Genomic DNA, 19,606 nt, shown 5'->3' on the forward strand with positions numbered 1-19,606 from the left:
CGGCGCGGCCTGAGCCCGCTGAACGGCCCGCCGGTGTGCCGGAACCCGGCCGAGCGGCCCGCGCCGGCGCCGCCCGACTCCCCGGAGCTCAGCCCCGCCGCGCCAGGAACTCCGCGTACGTGCCCCGCCCCACCGCGTGCCCCGGCGCCAGATTGGCGCCGCGCCGGAAGGCCGCGTACGCCTTCCCCGCGAGCGGCAGCGGCACCACGCGGCGCCTGCGCCCGGTCGCCGCGAGGTGGAGGCGGCCCCACTCCGCCAGCGTGCGGGTCTCGGGACCGCCCATGTCCGGCACCCGGCCCGCGGCGACCGGAACCGCCAGCCGCGCCAGCCGGTCCGCGACCTCCTCGACGGCGATGGGCTGGACCCGTACGCCCTTCGGCAAGGGCATCACCGGCAGCCTGGCCGCCATCCCCACCACCTGCGCCACCAGGTCGTGGAACTGGGTCGTACGCAGGACGGTCACGCCCAGCCCGGACTCCTCCAGCAGCCGTTCCACCCTGTGCTTCATCCGGTAGTAGCCGAACGGGATGACGTCCACGCCGACGATGGAGATGTAGACGACGTTCGTGACGGTCCCCGCCCGCCGGGCCGCCCGGACCAGGTGCCCGGCGGCCAGGTCGTCGCCCCTGCCCGCGCCGCGCGTGTTGCTCGCGCAGTGGACCACCACCTGCACGCCGGCCATCGCCGCGTCCAGCCCGCTGCCGTCCCTCAGGTCGACGGGGTACTCGGCGGAGTGCCGGCTCAGCGCCCGGACCTCGTGGCCCTGCTCGCGCAGCCGGGTGACGAGCGGGGCTCCGAGGGTGCCGGTGGCGCCGGTGACGAGGATCGTGCTCATGTGCGGGTCCTTCCCTGTCGCGGTGTCTTCGTGCAGGTGACAGGACGGCCCGCCGGAATGTGACGGGCCGCGCGGGAAGGTTCCGTACGCGCGGGGACCCGGTGGCCGCCTTGGCCACCGGGTCCCCGTGTTCACCGCGCTAGGCGGGGAAGGGTCAGCAGGCGCCCTGGTCCTTCCAGACGCCCCACTGGCCGGTGGTGCCGGGCTCCTCGTTCTGCGTCCACCACTGGGCCTTCCAGGTGCGGCCCTTGTGCGAGACCACGCTGCCGGAGTTGTAGACCGTGCCCGCGACGTACGCCGGGCTGGTGCAGGTGCCGGGGGTGGTCGGCGGGGTGGTCGGGGGAGTGGTGGGCGGGGTGGTCGGAGGAGTGGTCGGCGGCTGGGTGCCGCCGGGCTCCGCCGGCGTGGTGCCGCGCGCCAGGTCACCGGCGAGGGCGTAGGTGGTGCCGGAGATGTTCACCGTCCAGTTGGAGGGCGTGGACACCGGCAGGTAGTAGTTGAACGCGAGGTCGACCGAGGCGCCCGGGGCCAGCGTCTGCCAGGCCGGGAGCTTCAGGGAGACCCGCTGGAAGTCGCCCTTGAGGCCGCCGACGTTGTTGCCGCTGTGGCCGGTGGCGATCACCTTGGTGCCGAAGCCGGACTGGTCCGAGGCGTTGGCCGGGGCCGAGGTGCCGTAGTCGAACTGGAACTCGGTGCCGCCGGGCAGCGTCGTCCTGGTGTTGTTGGTGATCTTGAGCTTGGGGGTGATCGGGTAGTTGGAGTCGCCCAGCTTGAACTCGGTGAACTCCGCCTTGATGTCCACGGCCTGCGCGGGCAGCGCGGCGCCCGCCTTCTTCGCGCCGTACGGGGTGGCCGTCCGGAACTTGTCGTACATCAGGGAGGTGAGCGTGTCGCCCATCTCGTACTGGCCCTTGGCCGCGTTGTAGGAGTAGTCGCCGGCCAGCTCCCACACCATCGTGCCGCCGATGCCCTTGTCGATCACGTAGTCGGCCTTGGCCGCCACCGACTGCTCGTCCTCCGTCGACAGGAAGACCTTCTTCTGCGCGTTCCACAGCCACGGCGCCACCAGGGTGGAGTCGTACTTGCGGGCGTAGCTGCCGGTCAGGGTGGTGTTCGCGGGGAAGCCGTACCTGGTGACGTAGTCGCCGACGACGCCCTTCTCCAGGTTCTTGGCGTGCCACATCGGGTTGGAGCCCGCCGGGGACTCGGCCCCGTTGGCGTCCTTGTCGTGCCACAGGTTGTCGATGCCGACGGCGCCGTCACCGCACTTGGTCAGACCGGCGCCCGCCGGGCAGCTGGTGGCCGGGGCCTTGCCCCACAGGCCGTCCGTGCCGCCCTGCACGTTCTTGAAGCCGCGGGTGTAGTACGGCAGGCCTATGTTGATCCGGCCCGACGGCATCGAGCCGCGGAAGTAGTGGTAGGCCCAGTCGGTGTTGAGGTAGCCGACGCCGCCGTACTGGGAGGTGGAGTAGACGCCCGCGGCGGCCAGTTCGGCGTCCTTGCCGTCGTCGAAGAGGGAGGCGTTGGGGCCGACGTACTCGTTCCAGGCGCCGTGCAGGTCGTAGGACATGATGTTGACGTAGTCCAGGTACTTCTGCATCTGGAACGTCTCCATGCCCCGCAGCAGATAGCCGGAGGAGGGGGCGGCGACGGACAGCAGGTAGTGCTTGCCGTCGGCGGCACCCGCGCGGTCGAGCTTCTCGCGCAGGGTCCTCATGAGGACGTCGTAGCCCTTGACCAGGCCGGCGCGGCGGGCGTTGGACAGCTGCCAGTCCAGCGGGTTGCCCGCGTCCTTCATGGTGGTCGGGTACTCGTAGTCGATATCGACGCCGTTGAACCCGTACTTCCGGATGAACTCGACGGAGGAATCCGCGAAGGTCTCGATGCCGGCCGTGTTGACGGAGCCGTCGGCGTTGGTGGCCATCGAGTAGAACCCGCCGGAGGCGACCCGGTTCCCGTCGTCGCCGAAATAGCCGCCGGTCTCGGCCCAGCCGCCGACCGAGATGAGCGTCTTGACGTTCGGGTACTGCTTCTTGAACTTGTTCAGCAGATTGAAGTGGCCCTTGTAGGGGAGGGCCGGGTCCATCTCGGCGCCCGCGACGCCGGGCCAGGTCATCCCGGTGGCGGCGTTGTTCGCGTTGTCCGAGCCGACCGAGAGCTTGTTGTCGGCGCCGACGTGGGCGAAGGCGTAGTTCAGGTGGGTGACCTTGGACCACGGGACGTTGTTGACGAGGTAGGCGGGGCTGCCGTCCTTGCCGGTGCGCCAGCCGGTGAAGTAACCGATGACGCGGCGCTGGTGGTCGGCGCCCATCTTCTCGCGGCCCTCGGAGTCGTAGACCGAGCAGTACGGGACGTCGACACCGGTGGTCCTGTACAGCCCGTCCGGGCGGCAGCTCTCGTTGTCGGCGGCGTGGGACACGCCGGCCGAGAGCCCGCCGGCCAGCAGACCGGCGATCACCGCGCCGGATGCCAGCAGCATCGCTCTCGTACGTGTGGGGGACAGCATGGTGCCTCCTGGGGAGGGGAGGGTGGCGGGGCCAACGTGCGGCAACAGGCAGGAAGGTGGCGCTGGTTGGCCCGTGACGTGCGCACGTCGACAGGCCGGCTCCCGGGGAAGATGAAGGGAACGTTAAGAGGACTAGACCAACCCGTCAATAGGTCTGGACCAAAGCGCTGGGGGTGGGATCCCGGCACCACCGGCGCCGGCGCGGCGCGCTCGAGAACGGCTCGCTTGTGAGTCAGGCCACAGCGCTTCGCCCGCATGGCCGCCGAGAGCCCGTGGCACACTGGCCCTAGTACCAGTAGCAGCGCACTCCGGGGTCGGTGTAATTCCGAACCGGCGGTATAGTCCGCGACCCGTCCGCATCCAGCGGCCGGTTGACCAGGTGAGATTCCTGGACCGACGGTTAAAGTCCGGATGGGAGGCAGTGCGCGGCGGGCCAGTCACCGGTACGCCGCCGTCGGCGGTCCATCGGCGTATCCCCAGCGGATACGTGTCGGACGGACCGATTTCCCGGCCCCGGCGTCCCCGCGTGCCACCCGCTTCATCTGTCGTATCCCGACAGGCCCCGGAGTCCGTGCCCGATGAGGCAGGAGGACCCGGTGGCGACACACGCCGCGCAGGCAGCACCCGACCCGAGCGTCACCGCGATGCGCCGGGCCATCGAGCTGGCCTCCCGCGGACTCGGCTCCACCAGCCCCAACCCCGTCGTCGGCTGCGTCATCACCGACCCCGCCGGCGCCGTCGTCGGCGAAGGCTGGCACGAGCGGGCCGGCGGCCCCCACGCCGAGGTCCACGCCCTGCGCGCGGCGGGACCGGCCGCCCGCGGCGGCACCGCCTACGTCACCCTCGAGCCCTGCAACCACACCGGCCGGACCGGTCCCTGCGCCCAGGCCCTCATCGAGGCCGGCATCGCCCGCGTGGTCTACGCCGTCCCCGACCCGAACCCGCAGGCCAGCGGCGGCGGAGCCACCCTGCGCGCCGCCGGGATCGCCACCGAGGCCGGGTTCCTCGCCGACGAGGCCGAGCAGGGCAACACCGCCTGGCTCACCTCCGTACGGCTCGGCCGCCCGCACGTCACCTGGAAGTACGCCGCCACCCTCGACGGCCGCAGCGCCGCCGAGGACGGCAGCAGCCGCTGGATCACCTCCCCCGAGTCCCGCGCCGACGTCCACCGGCTGCGCGCCGAGGCCGACGCCGTCCTCGTCGGCGGCGGCACCCTGCGCGCCGACGACCCGCACCTGGCCGTACGGGGCATCGAGGGGGCCGTCCAGCCGCTGCGCGTCGCCGTCGACACCCGGGCCGGCCTCCCACCGACCGCCCGCATCCTCGACGACGCCGGCCCCACCCTGATCGTCACCGGCGAGGACGCCGACACCTCGCACCTGCCCGGTGCCGACGTGCTCCGGCTGCCCCTGCACGACGGCCGCGTCGCCGTCCCCGAACTCCTGGAGCGGCTGTACGGGCGCGGAGTGCGCTCCGTCCTCCTCGAAGGCGGCCCCACCCTCGCCGGAGCCTTCCTGGAGGCCGGGGCCGTGGACCGCGTCGTCGGCTACATCGCCCCCGCCCTCCTCGGCGCCGGACCCGCCGCCCTCGCCGGCGCCGGCATCACGAACATCGCCCGCGCGGTCCGCCTCGAGATCACCGAGGCCGTCCGCACCGGCACCGATCTGCGCATCACCGCCGTTCCCGCCAACGCCCCCAAGGAGCACTGAGTGTTCACCGGAATCGTCGAAGAACTGGGCGAGGTCACCGCCGTCGAGCAGCTCGCCGAGGCCTCCCGCTTCCGCCTGCGCGGACCCGTCGTGACCGAAGGCGCCAAGCACGGCGACTCGATCGCCGTCAACGGCGTCTGCCTGACCGTGGTGGACACCGCCGACGGGGAGTTCACCGCCGACGTCATGCAGGAGACCCTCAACCGGTCCAGCCTCGGCGCCCTGACCGCCGGCTCCCGGGTCAACCTGGAACGCCCCATGGCCCTCGGCGGACGCCTCGGCGGCCACCTCGTGCAGGGGCACGTCGACGGCACCGGCCGGATCATCTCCCGCACGCCCTCCGAGCACTGGGAGATCGTCAAGGTCGCGCTGCCGGAGAACCTCGCAAGGTACGTCGTAGAGAAGGGCTCTATCACTGTGGACGGCGTCAGCCTCACGGTGGTCGAGGCCGCCGCCGACTACTTCACCATCAGCCTCATCCCCACCACCCTCGCGCTGACCACCCTCGGCATCAAGCAGAGCGGCGACCCGGTCAACCTCGAGGTCGACGTCCTCGCCAAGTACGTCGAGCGCCTGCTGGCCGCCGGCGTGAACCCCCTCCACGCGAAGGAGACGGAGCAGTGACCGCCCTGACCTGGCTCAACGCCCAGGCCTTCGAGGTCTTCGGGCAGAAGGTCATCTGGTCCGACATGATCGGCAACCTGATCGGCCTGGCCGCGCTCGCCCTCGGCTGGCGCCGCTCCATATGGACCTGGCCCGCGCAGCTCCTCTCCGGCCTCATCCTGGTCGCCGCCTACGCCTCCGCCCACCTCGCGGGCGGCGTCGGCAAGCAGCTCCTGGTGATCTCCGTCGCCGTCTGGGGCTGGCGCGCCTGGCAGCTCGGCCGGCAGAAGGCCCAGGACGGCTCCATCGCCGTGCGCACCGCCACCTGGAGGGAACGCGGACTGCTCCTCGCCGGAGCGGCCGCCGGCACCCTCGCCGTGGGCGGTCTGTTCACCCTCTACCCGAACCTGTCGTGGAGCCCGTGGGCCGACGCCTACATCTTCGTCGGCACGATCGTGGCGATGGTGGCCCAGGCCCGCGGCCTCGTCGAGTTCTGGTTCGCCTGGCTCCTCGTCGACCTGGTCGGCGTCCCCCTCGCCTTCAACAGCGGCCTGGCCTTCTCCGGCCTCGTCTACGTCGTCTACTTCGCGCTCGTCCTGTGGGGCGCCTACGACTGGTACCAGCGCTCGCGCACCACCCCCGCCACGGCCCTCGAAGGAGCAACGGCATGACCACCATCCTCAAGTCCGTGCCGGACCCGGCCTCGCCGGGCGCCCAGGAGACCTTCCTCCTCGACCCCGTCGAGCAGGCCATCCGCGACATCGCCGCCGGCCGTCCCGTGGTCGTCGTCGACGACGAGGACCGCGAGAACGAGGGCGACCTCGTCATCGCCGCCGAGAAGGCCACCCCCGAGATCGTCGCGTTCATGATGAGCGAGTGCCGGGGCCTGATCTGCGCGCCGATGGAGGGCGACGAGCTGGAGCGCCTGGAGCTCCCGCAGATGGTCCAGAACAACACCGAGTCGATGAAGACCGCCTTCACCGTCTCCGTCGACGCCGCCGCCGAGCACGGCGTCACCACCGGCATCTCCGCCGCCGACCGCGCCACCACCCTGCGCCTGCTGGCCAACGGCACGTCGCAGCCGGGCGACTTCGTCCGCCCCGGCCACATCTTCCCGCTGCGCGCCAAGGCCGGCGGGGTACTGGTCCGCAACGGCCACACCGAGGCCGCCGTCGACCTCGCCCGCCTCGCCGGCCTGCGCCCCGCGGGCGCCATCGTGGAGATCGCCGGCGAGGACGGGGTCATGCTGCGGCTGCCCGAGCTGATCCCCTTCGCCCGCAAGCACGGCCTGACGATCATCTCCATCGAGGACCTGATCGCCTACCGCCGCTCCTCCGAGCCGACCGTGCGCCGCGAGGCCGAGGTCAGCCTGCCGACCGCCGTCGGCGAGTTCACGGCGTACGGCTACCGCTCCACCGCCGACGGCGTCGAACACGTCGCCCTCGTCCACGGCGAGGTCGGCGACGGCGAGGGCGTCCTCGTCCGGATGCACTCCGAATGCCTGACCGGAGACATCTTCCAGTCCCAGCGCTGCGACTGCGGCCCCCAGCTCCAGGCCGCCATGGCCCGCATCCAGGCGGAGGGCCGCGGCGTGGTCGTCTACCTGCGCGGCCACGAGGGCCGCGGCATCGGCCTGCTGTCCAAGCTGCGCGCCTACGAGCTCCAGGAGCTCGGCCGCGACACCCTGGACGCCAACCTGGAACTGGGCCTGCCCGCCGACGCCCGCGACTACGGCGCCGGCGCCCAGATCCTCGCCGACCTCGGCGTCCGCAGCGTCCGGCTGCTGACCAACAACCCCGACAAGTCGGCCGCCCTCGTCCGCCACGGCATCGCCGTCTCCGGCCGGGAGTCCATGCCCATCGAGGCAGGCGAGCACAACCTGCGGTACCTGCGCACCAAGCGGGACCGGATGGGCCACGACCTGCCCTGGCTGGAGGGTGCCGTGCACACCTCCGCCTGCGGCAACCAGTAACCACCCAGACACACCACTCGTACACACCAGCGGAACGAAACACCGAGGAGCAGAGCTGTGAGCGGCAAGGGCGCACCCGAACTGAGCGTGAAGAACTGCGGAGACCTCCGGGTGGCCGTGATCGCGGCCCAGTGGCACGAGAAGGTCATGGACGGTCTGGTCGACGGCGCCCTGCGGGCCCTGCACGAGCTGGGCATCGACGAGCCCACCCTGCTGCGCGTCCCCGGCAGCTTCGAGCTCCCGGTCGTCGCGAAGGTACTGGCCGGCCGCGGATACGATGCCATCGTCGCCCTCGGCGTGGTCATCCGCGGCGGCACCCCGCACTTCGACTACGTCTGCCAGGGCGTCACCCAGGGCCTGGTACAGGTGTCGATCGACACCGGAGTCCCCGTCGGCTTCGGCGTCCTGACCTGTGACAACGACGAGCAGGCGCTGGACCGCGCCGGCCTCGAAGGGTCGAACGAGGACAAGGGGCACGAAGCGGTCACCGCCGCCGTCTCCACCGCCATGACCCTGCGCACCGTCAGCGAACCCTGGCGGTAGTCCACGGAGTGAACCCCGGCACCGGGGGCCCCGGGTGAACCCGTACCCTGAAGGCATCATGGCGAACACACCCACCAAGAGCTTCGAAGAGCTCTTCAGTGAACTCCAGCTCAAGGCCGCCAACGGCGACCCCAGCACCTCCCGCACCGCCGAGCTCGTCGGCAAGGGCGTCCATGCCATCGGCAAGAAGGTCGTCGAGGAGGCCGCCGAGGTCTGGATGGCCGCCGAGTACGAGAGCAAGGAAGCCGCCGCGGAGGAGATCTCCCAGCTGCTCTACCACGTCCAGGTGATGATGGTGGCGCGCGGGATCTCCCTCGACGACGTCTACGCGCACCTCTAGGCCGGAGCCCTTCGCACCGGGGCCCCCGGGCCCCGCCCACACTTTCTCACCTACGCACCAAAGGAAGCCCATGCTGCGCATCGCCGTCCCCAACAAGGGTTCACTCTCCGGACCGGCGTCGGCGATGCTCCATGAGGCCGGCTACCGCCAGCGCAAGGAGTCCAAGGAACTCGTCACGGTCGACCCCGACAACGAGGTCGAGTTCTTCTACCTCCGCCCGAAGGACATCGCGATCTACGTCGCCTCGGGCAAGCTGGACATCGGCATCACCGGCCGCGACCTGCTGCTGGACTCCGGCGCCAACGCCGAGGAGATCCTGCCGCTGAACTTCGGCCGCTCCACCTTCCGGTACGCCACCAAGCCCGGCACCGCCAAGGGCCCCGAGGACTTCGGCGGGATGACGATCGCCACCTCGTACGAGGGGATCGTCGCCAAGCACCTCGCCGACCAGGGCATCGACGCCTCCGTCGTCCACCTGGACGGCGCCGTCGAGACCGCCATCGAGCTCGGCGTCGCGCAGGTCATCGCCGATGTCGTCGAAACCGGCACCAGCCTGCGCAACGCCGGCCTCGAGGTCATCGGCGAGCCCATCCTCAAGTCGGAGGCCACCGTCATCCGCCGCACCGGCGCCACCACCGACGACCCCAAGGTCGCGCAGTTCCTGCGCCGCCTCCAGGGCGTCCTGGTGGCCCGCAGCTACGTGATGATGGACTACGACTGCCGCGCCGAGCACCTGGAGCGCGCGGTCGCCCTCACCCCGGGCCTGGAATCCCCGACGGTCTCCCCGCTCCACAACGAGGGCTGGGTCGCGGTCCGCGCCATGGTCCCCGCCAAGGACGCCCAGCGGATCATGGACGACCTGTACGAGCTCGGCGCGCGAGCGATCCTCACCACCTCGATCCACGCCTGCCGCCTCTAGTGCCCCGCCGGCCGGGTCCGGGTCCGTACGCGGACCCGGCCCGCCGCCCCGTACGGCGCACGACCCCCGCGCCCTCCCTCCCGCACGCCCCGTCCAGAAGGCCCAGCGCACCATGAGCGAGTCCGCCGCCCAGCCCGCACCCCCCGCCCTGCCGGTCACCTTCCGGCCGAACCGCACCCGGGCGGTGCTGCTGAGCGTCGGTGCGGCGATGTTCGCCACGATCACGGCGATCGCCCTGCTGCTGGACAACCTCGGCCCGGGCGAGCGGATGAGCTTCGTCTTCACCGCCGTCCTGCTGAGCTCCGTCCTCGTCCTGCTCAGCCGCCCCAAGGTGGTCGCGGACGAGAGCGGCGTCACCGTGGTGAACCTCACCACCACCCGCCGCCTCGCGTGGGCGCAGATCCTGCGCGTCAACCTCCGCCCCGGCGACCCCTGGGTGTTCCTCGACCTCAGCGACGGCACCAGCCTGCCCGTTCTCGGCATCCAGCCCGGTATCGCCAGGGCCCGCGCCATCGCCGACGCCCGCGCCCTGCGCGCCCTCGCCGAAACCCGCGGAACCGGCACGAACGACCACTGACCCCGCCGTGCCGCGCCGCTGCGTCCCATTGCGGCGGCGATCTCAATGACTACCCTGGTGGCGGGGCGCGCCCGTGCGCCCTCCCACCGCCCCGGGACCCCGTGGCCCGTGGGCACACCTGCGACCAGAGGAGTGACTCCCTCCAGCAATGGACGGACCGTCCGGTAGTACCCGCGCCGCCCTCCCCACGGAGGCGGCGGCATGACCATCCCGCTACTGCTGCTCGTGGCGGCATTCGCACTGATCCTCGCCAACGGTTTCTTCGTGGCGGCCGAGTTCGGCCTCGTCACCGTCGAGAAGCCCGAGGCCGAGCGCGCCGCAGCCGAGGGCGACCGCCGTGCCCGCACGGTCGTCGAAGCCCTGCGGGAGCTGTCCTTCCAGCTCTCCGGCACCCAGCTCGGCATCACCATCACCTCACTCGTCGTCGGCATGCTCGCCGAACCGGCCCTCGCGGCCCTGCTGTCGGGGCCGCTCACCGCCACCGGCCTGCCCGCGGGCGCCGTCTCCGGCGTCGCCGTCTTCATCGGCATGCTGCTCGCCTCCGCCGTCCAGATGGTCGTCGGCGAGCTCGTCCCGAAGAACTGGGCGGTCTCCCGGCCGCTCCAGGTCGCCCGTTTCGTGGCCGGCCCGCAGCTGGTCTTCTCCCGGGCGTTCCGGCCCGTCATCGCCGGCCTCAACTCCGTCGCCAACCGCCTCGTGCGGGCGCTGGGCGTCGAGCCGGCCGAGGAGATGGCCTCCGCCCGCACCCCCGGCGAGCTCGTCTCCCTGGTCCGCCATTCGGCGCAGGCAGGCGCGCTCGAACAGGACACCGCCGACCTCTTCGTACGGACCCTCTCGCTGGGCGAGCTCACCGCCCAGCACGTCATGACCCCCCGGGTGAAGGTCAGCGCCCTCCAGGACACGGCCACCGCGGCCGACGTGCTGAACCTGACCCGCGCCACCGGCCTGTCCCGCTTCCCGGTCTACCGCGAGCGCATCGACGAGGTCACCGGCGTCGTCCACCTCAAGGACGCCCTCGCCGTGCCCGAGTCCGAACGCGCCCGTACCTCCGTCGGCCGGATCTGCGTCGCCCCGCTGCTGGTTCCCGGCTCCCTGCCGGTGCAGCCGCTGCTGGAGCGGCTCCGCAGCGAACAGCCGATGGCCGTGGTCGTCGACGAATACGGCGGCACCGCCGGCGTGGTCACCCTGGAGGACATCGTGGAGGAACTCGTCGGAGAGGTCCGCGACGAGCACGACCCGGCCGAGGACGACAGCCCCGAACTGGCCGCCGTACCCGCCGAGGACGGCCGGCCCTCCTGGGAGGCCGACGGCAGCTGCCGTGTGCACACCCTGCGCCGGATAGGCCTCGACGTGCCCGAGGGGCCGTACGAGACCGTCGCCGGGCTCGTGGCCGACCTCCTCGGCCGGATCCCCGCCCCCGGGGACCGCGCCGAGCTGCCCGGCTGGAGGCTGTCCGTACGCCAGGTCCGGCGCAACCGCGCGGAGCGGGTGCGGCTGGTCCGCCTCACGGCGGTGCCGGCCCCCGCGAGCGCCCAGCCGGCCGCCCAGCTCGAAGGTGCCGCCCGGTGAACGCGCTCCAGCTGCTCTTCGCCCTGCTCCTCGTCCTGGCCAACGGCTTCTTCGTCGGCGCCGAGTTCGCGCTCGTCTCCGTACGCCGCAGCCAGATCGAGCCCCTGGCCGGCGAGTCCAAGCGGGCCCGCCAGGTGCTGTACGGCCTGGAGAACCTGCCGCGCATGATGGCCGCCGCCCAGTTCGGCATCACCCTGTGCTCGATCACCCTCGGGGCGGTCGCCGAGCCCACGGTGGCCCGGCTGCTGGAGCCGGCCTTCCACGCCGCGCACGTGCCCGAGGGCCTGATCCATCCCCTCGGCTACGTGGTCGCCCTGTCGGCGGTGGTCTTCCTGCACCTGGTCATCGGCGAGATGGTCCCGAAGAACCTCGCCATGGCCGCCCCCGAGAAGGCCTCGCTGTGGTTCAGCCCCGGACTGGTCGCCTTCGCCCGCCTCTGCGGCCCCGTCACCACGGCCCTCGGGGCGTGCGCGGCGCTCGTCCTGCGACTGTTCAAGGTCGAACCGAAGGACGAGGTGGAGGCCGTCTACACCAGCGCGCAGCTGGGCCGGCTCCTCAAGGACTCCCGCCGGGCCGGGCTCCTCGAACCGGTCGAGCAGGAGCGCCTGGAGGACGCCCTGGAACTGGGCAGCCGCACGGTCACCGACGTCCTGCTCAGGCGGGACCGCCTCGTCACGGTGGACCCGGCCGTCACCCCCCGCCAGATCGAGCAGCTGACGGTGCGCACCGGCTACTCCCGCTTCCCCGTCCGCTCCGAGACCGGGGCCTTCATGGGGTACCTCCACGTCAAGGACGTCCTCGACCTGGAGGACCGCGAGCGGGCGGTCCCGCAGCGCGTGTGGCGCAGGATGACCACGCTGTGCTCCACCCTCCCGCTGGACGACGCCCTCAGCGTGATGCGCCGCGACGCCACCCACCTGGCCCAGGTGGCCGACCCGTCGGGCCGGATCCTGGGCCTGGTGGCCCTGGAGGACGTCCTGGAAATGCTGGTCGGCGAGGTCCGCGACCCGGCCCACCGCACGCCCGCCCGCGCCTGATCCCGTCCGCCCGCCCGCCCGCCCGCGCCTGATCCCTCCGGCGCGGGCGTGCCACGGGCCGCCCCCGGGGCTCAGGCCGGGACGAGCGCCTCCCACTCCTCCCGGCTCGGGCCGTCGTGCGCCGGGGAGAACTCCGGGCGGGCGGCCAGCCAGGCGGTGACGTGCCGGTCCACCTCCTCGGTGGCGTAGGCCTCGGCGGCGGGCCGCAGGAGGTGGCGCACCTGGGCCCGGGCCCTCATGACCACGGGGTCGTCGAAGGCGCAGGCGCCCACGGCCGCGGCCCGCCGGTCCGTGAGCGGTGTGCCCTCGGCGAGGCGCCGCTCGTTGCCCTGGTCGGCCGTGACCTGGGCGTCGAACCACGGGCGCAGGGCCTCCACCGTCCAGGCGTGGTAGCCGGCCGGGTCCGCGGCGATCCGGTCCGCGTGGGCCGCGAGGTGCTGGGCGGCGCGCAGCCCGAGGGCGGCGCCGTGCCCCAGCGTCGGGTTGGTGTGGATCAGGCTGTCCCCGGCGTTGACCAGCCCGGTCACCACGGGTCCGGCGTCGTCGGTCAGGGAGGTCCAGCGGTTGTCCAGGCCCGCCATCGCCAGGACGGGTGACCGCGGCTCGGGGTCCAGGCCGAGCCAGGCGGCCGCGGCGGGGAAGCGGCGGGCGGCGGCCTCGAACACGGCGGGGTCGGTGAGCGCGCCACGGGTCGGATCACCCGTCGAGACGACCAGGTGCAGCGCGAAGGTGTCGTTGTCGGAGGGGAAGACACCCGCGAGCGCGAACGGTGAGGCGGAGCCGGTCTTCACCCTTCCGGGGTGGCGCGGGCCGTCGGCCCGCAGCTCGTACCAGCGGCACAGATAGGCCAGCCCCGTGCGGTGGCTGTCGACCACCGGAGGGCGGCAGCCGGCCGCGGTGAGCCACGCGGGAACCGGCGAGCGCCGGCCCGAGGCGTCGACCACGAGGTCCGCCGGGTGCGTCCGTGCCCCCACCCGCACGCCGGTGACCCGGGGAGGACGGCCCTCCTCGAAGGCGAGGCCGCTCACCCGGGCGCCCTGCCGCACGTCGACCGCGGACTCCCGCCGCACGGCCGCGGCCAGGGCGGCCTCCAGCACGATGCGGCGGGTGCGCAGGGTCACCAGTTCCTCGTCGCCGGCCCGGTGCGGCGGATGCTCGCCGAACCAGTCGAACTCGTGGTACTCCCGGGCGCCGCGCGCCAGCAGGTCCGCGTACACGTCGGGGGTCTCCGTGCGCAGGACGGTGCGCACGGGGGCGAGGAACGAGTGCGGCTGGACGGCTTGCGGGACCCGGGGTCGGTCCCAGTGGAAGAAGTCCCCGTCGAGGTCCTCCCCGGCCTCCCGGGAGTCCTGCTCGAACAAGGTGACCGGATGGCCCCGCCGCCCGAGCATGAGGGCCGTTCCCAGCCCGCTGATACCGCCGCCGATCACTGCAACCCGCGCCATCGAGGCTCTCCTTCGCGCCGTGTTGCGGGTCGAGCCTACCGCCCGGTGATCTTCGGCCGGGCCGGGGTCCCCCTCCCCGGTCCCCACCGGTCGGGCCGGAGCGGCCTCGCGCCGCGGCGCGTCAGGACGGGCTCGGACCGCGGCCCGAGAGGACCTCGCCGTAGGCCTGCATCAGGTCCGGCAGCCGCAGCGTCGCCAGGTCCTCCCGCGAGGGCTCACCGGCGAAACCGGCCAGCCGCAGGTCCCGGTACGCGCAGCTCTTCTCGTACAGGGTCCGCAGGAACCGGCCGTTGCCCAGCTCGTCGATCCATCCCTGCTCCACCACGTGCCCGCTGATGCTGCGCAGCTCCTCCCGCGCCTCCTCGTCCCAGCAGTCCCCGTTCGCCTCCGCCAGCACCCCGCCGATCGCGGTCAGTTCCCCCGGCCGGTAGCTCGGGAAGTCCACGCGGGTCGTGAACCGCGAGGACAGTCCCGGATTGGCGGCCAGCAGCCGGTCCATCCCCGCCGGGTAGCCCGCCAGGATCACCACCAGGTGGTCCCGGTTGTCCTCGGCCCGCTTCAGCAGCACCTGGAGGGCCTCGTCGCCGTACGCGTCACCCTTGCTGTAGCCCGAGTTGGACAGGCTGTACGCCTCGTCCACGAACAGCACCCCGCCGATCGCGGAGTCGATCAGCTCGTTCGCCTTCACGGCGGTCTGCCCGAGGAACTCCCCGACCAGGTCGGCCCGTTGCGCCTCCACCAGGTGGTCCCCGCCCAGCAGACCCAGCGCGTAGAAGACCCGCCCCAGGATCCGGGCCACCGTGGTCTTGCCCGTGCCCGAGGGCCCCGAGAAGACGAAGTGCCGCTTGGGCGGCTGCACCGGGAGCCCCTGGGCAGCCCGCAGCCTGGCCATGTGCAGCTGCGCCGACAGGGCCTTCACCTGCCGCTTCACCGGCTCCAGGCCCACCATCCGCTCCAGCTCCGCCAGGGCCTCGGCGAGCAGGGCCGGATCGGCCGGCCCGGCCGGGATTCCGGGCGGGGCGCCCTGCGGGGGCACCGGCAGCCGGTGCCGTACGCCCTCCACCCGGCCCGTCCCCGGCGGATCCCCGGGCGTCGGCGGATCGGCCTCCGCCTGCCCGTCCGGCGCGATGTCCTGGACCGGCCCCCCGCCGCCGCCCCCGCCGCCCAGCGCGACCGCCGCGTAGTGCCCGGCCGACCCCTCGCTCAGGTGGCCGCCGTAGCCGCCGTACCCGAAGGCGTCGGCCGTCCCCGCCATGTCGTCGGGGTCGGTGCTGTCCTCGATGGCCGTCAGCCGCGCCGCGGTGTCCATGAACGCCGGATCCACCCGGTGCACCGCCCGGTACAGCGGCAGCGCCGCCGCGCTGCGCCCGGTGCCCTCGCGGGCCCGCGCCAGCCAGTACCGCAGCTCCTTGCGCTGGGGCTGCTCGCTGCGGCACCGCATCAGCGCGGCCGACAGCATCGGCTCCGCCTGCCCGTACATTTCGAGCCGGACCCGCGCCATCCCGCCGAAGAGCCCCGCCTCGATCCCGAGGAGCGGGTCGAGCACCAGCGGCTCGGTGTGCCGTACGAGCTGGTCCCAGTCCTTGACCAGGTAGGCCCGGCAGGCGTGCAGGAACCGTACCTGGGGGTCGGTGTCCACCGGCGGCAGCGCGGCGAGGGCCTGGTCCAGCTCGGGCACGTGGCGGCCGTCCAGCCAGTGCGAGGCGTGGGCCAGCAGCAGGTCCCGCCGGCTCTCCAGCACCGGCTGCACCCACCAGCCCAGCCAGTACCAGGAGTTGAGGGTCCGCCGGTGCCGGGCGCGCTGCTCGCCGAAGCGGTCCCGGTGGGCGTACATCCGCAATAAGGCGTTGGTGGTGTCCACTCGCAGCGCGTGCAGTCCCAGCCAGGCGTCGGCCATCGCGGGATCCAGCCCGACGGCCGTGCGGAACTCCTCCTCGGCCTGCGGGTAGGCGCCCATCGTGCAGGCGTCGACCCCGCGCAGCCAGGCGAGTTCGGCCGGAGCGTGTGCGCTGCCCGGCATGCCGAAGTCCATCACATCCCCCACAAGCATGCCCCGTGGTGCGCGCCGAACTCCGCGCCGCGCACGCGAGTTTGCCGACCCCGCCGATGAAATCAGGGCTGCATCGTACCTGCGGTGACGCACCTTACCCAGGGTGCGGTGGACACGGGTCGTGGTCGTGCCCGGGAGGCGCGGGGTGACTCAGGGTGAAGGGCGGTGGGCGGAGCGGCGCGTGCCGCACCGGTCCGGGGCAGAGCGAAGCCCCCGATCACGGGGGAACAACCGGGGGCTTCGCGTCCGCAGCGGCCTTCGCAGACCGCGCATTCAGAACGTACGGCGGTTGCCGGGCCCGGGTCAAGCGGGTCGGGGAAGCCCCGCGCGGCCATCGGCCCGGGCCCGCTCAGGCCTGGGGGAGTTCGTGACGTTCCGTGGTCGAACGGGCCGTTCCCGGGGTCGCAGAAGCCCCGGAAGTCCACTCGTATCCCGTACCGCTCTGGCGTACCAAGGTGTCGGCGAAGGGGCGCGAAGGGTCGTCCGAGAAGTGCGCGCGCTCCGCGCGCTCCCATCCGTCCCAGAAGCCGGACAGTTCGCGCCCGTCCCGGTTCCGTCCGCGTCCCCAGGACTCCTCGCGGGGGGTCTCCATCCACAGCAGCCGCGCCAGATGGGGCCGCAGCGCCCGCCGCCCCGCCCCCACGCCCTCGACGAGCACCACGGGCGCCGGTTCCAGCACCCGCTCCGGACCGAAGCGGCGTTCCACCCAGTCGTACGCGGCCCAGTGCGCGGCCCGTCCGGCGGCGAGCGGCTCCAGCACCTGCGCCCGCAGCCGTTCCGGCCAGCCGAACAGCTGCTCGTGGGTGGCCACGTCGTCCAGGTGCAGCACCGGCGCGCCGCCCAGGGCCGCCGCGAGCCGCTCGGCGAAGGTGCTCTTGCCCGAGCCAGCGTGCCCGTCGATGCCGACCAGCCGGACGGGGCCGAGGGAGGGCGGCAGGGCGGCGATCTCCCGCGCGAGTGACTCGAGTGACTGCTGAGGCTCCACCCGGCCAGGGTAAGGGCCCCCGACACGGGCCCCGGGCTTCGCCGCCGCGCGGCCGGGAACTGGAAAGGTGGAGCAGCCGCACCACCAGACCGACCCCCTGGGGGAACAAGCCGATGACCGCACCCACGCCACGCAGGGCCCTGCTGGCCGTCGCCCTCGCCGCCGCCACCGCGGCCACCGTCCCCGGAGGCCGGGCCTCGGCGGCCTCCGGCCCGACGGGCGCCTCCGATCCGACCGGCGCTTCCGATCCGGCCGGCGCCGGGGCTCCCGAGCGGACCGCCGGGGGAGCCGCGGGCGGCGGCGCGGCCGCGGCCCGGACGGTCGACAACCGGTTCTGGTACGCGTACTCCCACTGGCAGGCCGGCACGCACCGCGGCACCACCGCCGTCGCCGGTGCCCGCCCGGGCCTGGAGATCGCGACCCCGGCCGGCCGCACCGAGTACACCGACCCGCACACCGCCCGCAAGACCACGTGGGAGTACGCCACCTGGACCTCGCCCGTGCACCGCTCCACCGTCCCCGCGACCGAGGCCGTCGCCTCCTGGAACGCCCGCACCCCGGCCGGCACCTGGGTCCAGACCGAGCTGCGCCCCGCCTACGGCGACGGCACCCGGGGCCCCTGGTACGTGATGGGCCGCTGGGCCGCCGGGGACGGCGACATCCGGCGCACCTCCGTCGACGGCCAGACCGACGGCCGGACCACCGTCTGGACCGACACCCTGGCCGTGGACGCCCCGGCCGCGTCCGCCGGCCTGCGCATCACCGGCTGGCAGCTGCGCCTCACCCTCCACCGCAAGCCCGGCGCCGCCCGGGGCCCGAGGGTCTGGCTGGCCGGGGCCATGGCCTCCGCCGTCCCGGACCGGTTCACCGTCCCGGCCACCACCCCCTCGGGCCGGGCGCACGAGCTGAAGGTGCCGCGCTACTCGCAGGAGGTCCACGCCGGCCGGTACCCCGAGTACGACAACGGCGGCGAGGCCTGGTGCAGCCCCACCTCCTCCCAGATGGTCATCGAGTACTGGGGCCGCAAGCCGAGCGCGGCCGCCCTGAGCTGGGTGCGCCCCGGATACACCGACCCCCAGGTCTGCCACGCCGCCCGCTCGACGTACGACGCCGCGTACAAGGGCTGCGGGAACTGGCCCTTCAACGCCGCCTACGCGGCCACCTACCGCGATATGGCCGGGGTGGTCACCCGGCTGGCCTCCCTGGCCGAGCTGGAGACCCTGGTCCGGGCCGGGATCCCGGTCATCACCTCCCAGTCCTTCCTCGCGCAGGAGCTCACCGGGGCCGGCTACGGCACGGCGGGGCACCTGATGGCCGTGATCGGCTTCACCGCGGCCGGGGACGTGATCGCCAACGATCCGAACTCGGCGGACAGCGCGTCGGTGCGCCGGGTCTACGAGCGCCGGGAGTGGGAGAACGTGTGGCTGCGCACCAAGCGCCGCAACGCCGCCGGGAAGACCGTCTCGGGCAGCGGCGGCGTCTGCTACCTCTACGCCCCGGCCCGGCCGGGCGCGGACCAGGTCAGGGCCCTGCGGGAGGTCGGGGTGCTGTGAAGGGCGCGACTCCGGGAAAGCCCCGTAGGTTCGGATGGCTGAATGGGTGAAAAGGGGGCATAAAGGTCATATAAGGCTTCTCTAGGAGGCAGCCCACCATGACCACCCATTCGAGCATCGAACACCACCCGGACCTTGCCGAGATGCGGACTCGGTTCGAGCGGGTGACGAGCACTCCCGCCGCGCAGGCCGTGGAGGCACTGGCCCTGATCACGGGCCTGTACCTGGCGGCTTCGCCATGGATAGCCGGGTTCAGCGTGCTGGGCCCGCTGGCCATCAACAACCTGATCGCCGGTCTGGCCTTCTGCCTGTGCATGGGCGGGCTGGGGACGGCGTACGAGCGCACCCACGCGATGGCCTGGACGGCGGTCGCGATCGGCGCCTGGACCATCGTGGCCCCATGGGTCATGGCCGGTGAGATGGACACGACCCGCAGTGTCGTCAGCAACGTCATCACCGGCGCGGTCGCCCTGTGCCTCGGCCTGGCCATGGTCGCCATGGGCGGTCGCCAGCACACGGGGAACGCGGCCCACGCGGCGCGTACCACTCGTACGACGACCTGACCGGGAGCGCATCCCGTCGCCGGGTCCCGGCGGCGCCTCCGAACTCCGGAGGCCGCCGGGGCCCGGCGGCGTGACCGGCGCCACGAGTGACCGTCGTCATATACCGCGAAAGCCGTGAACGCTGGCACATTGGACGGCATGACCGCACACACCGCAGCCCTCACCGCCCACGCCCGCCGCCTCGTCCGCACCGGCGGCCCCAAGGAAGACTCCGCCTGGCTGGAGCACGTGCTGGGCTGGACCCTGGTCGTGGTCGTGGCCATGTTCGTGACGCAGCTCGGCTGGCTGTAACCGCCGCGTCCCCCCGCCGCGTCCGTCCCCCCGTGCCGCGTCCGCGCTCCCGGCGCCGAGGGCGGCACCGAGCGCGATCGGGGAGTTCGTCCCCGGCTGTCCCACTCCT

Annotated in this window: 18 protein-coding genes and 1 riboswitch; of the genes, 13 read left to right on the forward strand and 5 right to left on the reverse strand. The window is 73.0% G+C overall.

The window, feature by feature from the left end; all coding sequences use genetic code 11:
* Window positions 1-88: 88 nt before the first annotated feature.
* Window positions 89-835 carry an SDR family oxidoreductase gene (locus ACZ4WZ_RS22070; RefSeq protein ID WP_467892733.1) on the reverse strand — a complete coding sequence of 249 codons (747 nt, stop codon included), beginning with the start codon at window positions 833-835 and terminating at the stop codon, window positions 89-91.
* Between the two features lie 154 nt (window positions 836-989).
* Window positions 990-3,341: a chitinase C-terminal domain-containing protein gene (locus ACZ4WZ_RS22075; protein WP_467892734.1), complete on the reverse strand. Its 2,352-nt coding sequence runs from the start codon at window positions 3,339-3,341 to the stop codon at window positions 990-992.
* Between the two features lie 299 nt (window positions 3,342-3,640).
* A riboswitch (FMN riboswitch) is annotated at window positions 3,641-3,770 on the forward strand.
* 149 nt (window positions 3,771-3,919) lie between these two features.
* Between ACZ4WZ_RS22075 and ribD the strand changes: the two genes are divergently transcribed.
* The 10 genes from ribD to ACZ4WZ_RS22125 all read left to right on the forward strand — a co-directional run bounded on the left by ribD (window position 3,920) and on the right by ACZ4WZ_RS22125 (window position 12,610).
* Window positions 3,920-5,050: a bifunctional diaminohydroxyphosphoribosylaminopyrimidine deaminase/5-amino-6-(5-phosphoribosylamino)uracil reductase RibD gene (ribD, locus tag ACZ4WZ_RS22080; RefSeq protein ID WP_467892736.1), complete on the forward strand. Its 1,131-nt coding sequence runs from the start codon at window positions 3,920-3,922 to the stop codon at window positions 5,048-5,050.
* On the forward strand, window positions 5,051-5,674 hold the full coding sequence (locus ACZ4WZ_RS22085; RefSeq protein WP_467892738.1) for a riboflavin synthase: 624 nt from the start codon (window positions 5,051-5,053) through the stop codon (window positions 5,672-5,674). It begins immediately after the preceding gene.
* Window positions 5,671-6,324 carry a nicotinamide mononucleotide transporter family protein gene (locus tag ACZ4WZ_RS22090; protein ID WP_388943704.1) on the forward strand — a complete coding sequence of 218 codons (654 nt, stop codon included), beginning with the start codon at window positions 5,671-5,673 and terminating at the stop codon, window positions 6,322-6,324. Before ACZ4WZ_RS22085 ends, ACZ4WZ_RS22090 begins: the two co-directional genes overlap by 4 nt.
* Window positions 6,321-7,625: a bifunctional 3,4-dihydroxy-2-butanone-4-phosphate synthase/GTP cyclohydrolase II gene (locus ACZ4WZ_RS22095; protein ID WP_467892740.1), complete on the forward strand. Its 1,305-nt coding sequence runs from the start codon at window positions 6,321-6,323 to the stop codon at window positions 7,623-7,625. The genes ACZ4WZ_RS22090 and ACZ4WZ_RS22095 overlap by 4 nt, the downstream gene beginning before the upstream one ends.
* Window positions 7,626-7,682: 57 nt before the next feature.
* Entirely contained in the window at window positions 7,683-8,168 is a 486-nt protein-coding gene (ribH, locus tag ACZ4WZ_RS22100; protein ID WP_007262951.1) for a 6,7-dimethyl-8-ribityllumazine synthase, read from the forward strand.
* A 58-nt stretch (window positions 8,169-8,226) separates the two neighbouring features.
* Window positions 8,227-8,508, forward strand: coding sequence for a phosphoribosyl-ATP diphosphatase (locus ACZ4WZ_RS22105; RefSeq protein WP_388943709.1), 282 nt, complete (start codon window positions 8,227-8,229; stop codon window positions 8,506-8,508).
* A gap of 70 nt (window positions 8,509-8,578) precedes the next feature.
* Complete coding sequence (gene hisG / locus ACZ4WZ_RS22110) at window positions 8,579-9,427, forward strand: ATP phosphoribosyltransferase (RefSeq protein ID WP_467892743.1); 849 nt, start codon at window positions 8,579-8,581, stop codon at window positions 9,425-9,427.
* Between the two features lie 112 nt (window positions 9,428-9,539).
* Window positions 9,540-10,004, forward strand: coding sequence for a PH domain-containing protein (locus tag ACZ4WZ_RS22115; protein ID WP_467892744.1), 465 nt, complete (start codon window positions 9,540-9,542; stop codon window positions 10,002-10,004).
* Window positions 10,005-10,205: 201 nt separating this feature from the next.
* Window positions 10,206-11,573, forward strand: a complete 1,368-nt coding sequence (locus ACZ4WZ_RS22120) for a hemolysin family protein (protein WP_467892745.1) — start codon at window positions 10,206-10,208, stop codon at window positions 11,571-11,573.
* Complete coding sequence (locus ACZ4WZ_RS22125) at window positions 11,570-12,610, forward strand: hemolysin family protein (RefSeq protein ID WP_467892746.1); 1,041 nt, start codon at window positions 11,570-11,572, stop codon at window positions 12,608-12,610. Before ACZ4WZ_RS22120 ends, ACZ4WZ_RS22125 begins: the two co-directional genes overlap by 4 nt.
* A gap of 71 nt (window positions 12,611-12,681) precedes the next feature.
* On the opposite strand, the gene ACZ4WZ_RS22130 is transcribed toward ACZ4WZ_RS22125, so the two are convergent.
* From ACZ4WZ_RS22130 to ACZ4WZ_RS22140, 3 genes are all read right to left on the reverse strand, one after another.
* Window positions 12,682-14,055: an FAD-dependent oxidoreductase gene (locus tag ACZ4WZ_RS22130; protein ID WP_467892747.1), complete on the reverse strand. Its 1,374-nt coding sequence runs from the start codon at window positions 14,053-14,055 to the stop codon at window positions 12,682-12,684.
* 121 nt (window positions 14,056-14,176) lie between these two features.
* A complete protein-coding gene (locus ACZ4WZ_RS22135; RefSeq protein ID WP_467892749.1) occupies window positions 14,177-16,087 on the reverse strand; it encodes an AAA family ATPase in 1,911 nt (636 codons plus the stop codon).
* 367 nt (window positions 16,088-16,454) lie between these two features.
* Complete coding sequence (locus ACZ4WZ_RS22140) at window positions 16,455-17,090, reverse strand: uridine kinase family protein (RefSeq protein ID WP_467892750.1); 636 nt, start codon at window positions 17,088-17,090, stop codon at window positions 16,455-16,457.
* A gap of 113 nt (window positions 17,091-17,203) precedes the next feature.
* On the opposite strand from ACZ4WZ_RS22140, the gene ACZ4WZ_RS22145 reads away from it, so the two are divergent.
* From ACZ4WZ_RS22145 to ACZ4WZ_RS22155, 3 genes are all read left to right on the forward strand, one after another.
* Complete coding sequence (locus ACZ4WZ_RS22145) at window positions 17,204-18,643, forward strand: peptidase C39 family protein (RefSeq protein ID WP_467892752.1); 1,440 nt, start codon at window positions 17,204-17,206, stop codon at window positions 18,641-18,643.
* A 98-nt stretch (window positions 18,644-18,741) separates the two neighbouring features.
* A complete protein-coding gene (locus tag ACZ4WZ_RS22150; RefSeq protein WP_467892753.1) occupies window positions 18,742-19,206 on the forward strand; it encodes an SPW repeat protein in 465 nt (154 codons plus the stop codon).
* Between the two features lie 138 nt (window positions 19,207-19,344).
* On the forward strand, window positions 19,345-19,497 hold the full coding sequence (locus ACZ4WZ_RS22155) for an SCO1431 family membrane protein (protein WP_467892754.1): 153 nt from the start codon (window positions 19,345-19,347) through the stop codon (window positions 19,495-19,497).
* Window positions 19,498-19,606: the final 109 nt, after the last annotated feature.

The organism is Streptomyces sp. NPDC029122 (assembly GCF_055569445.1).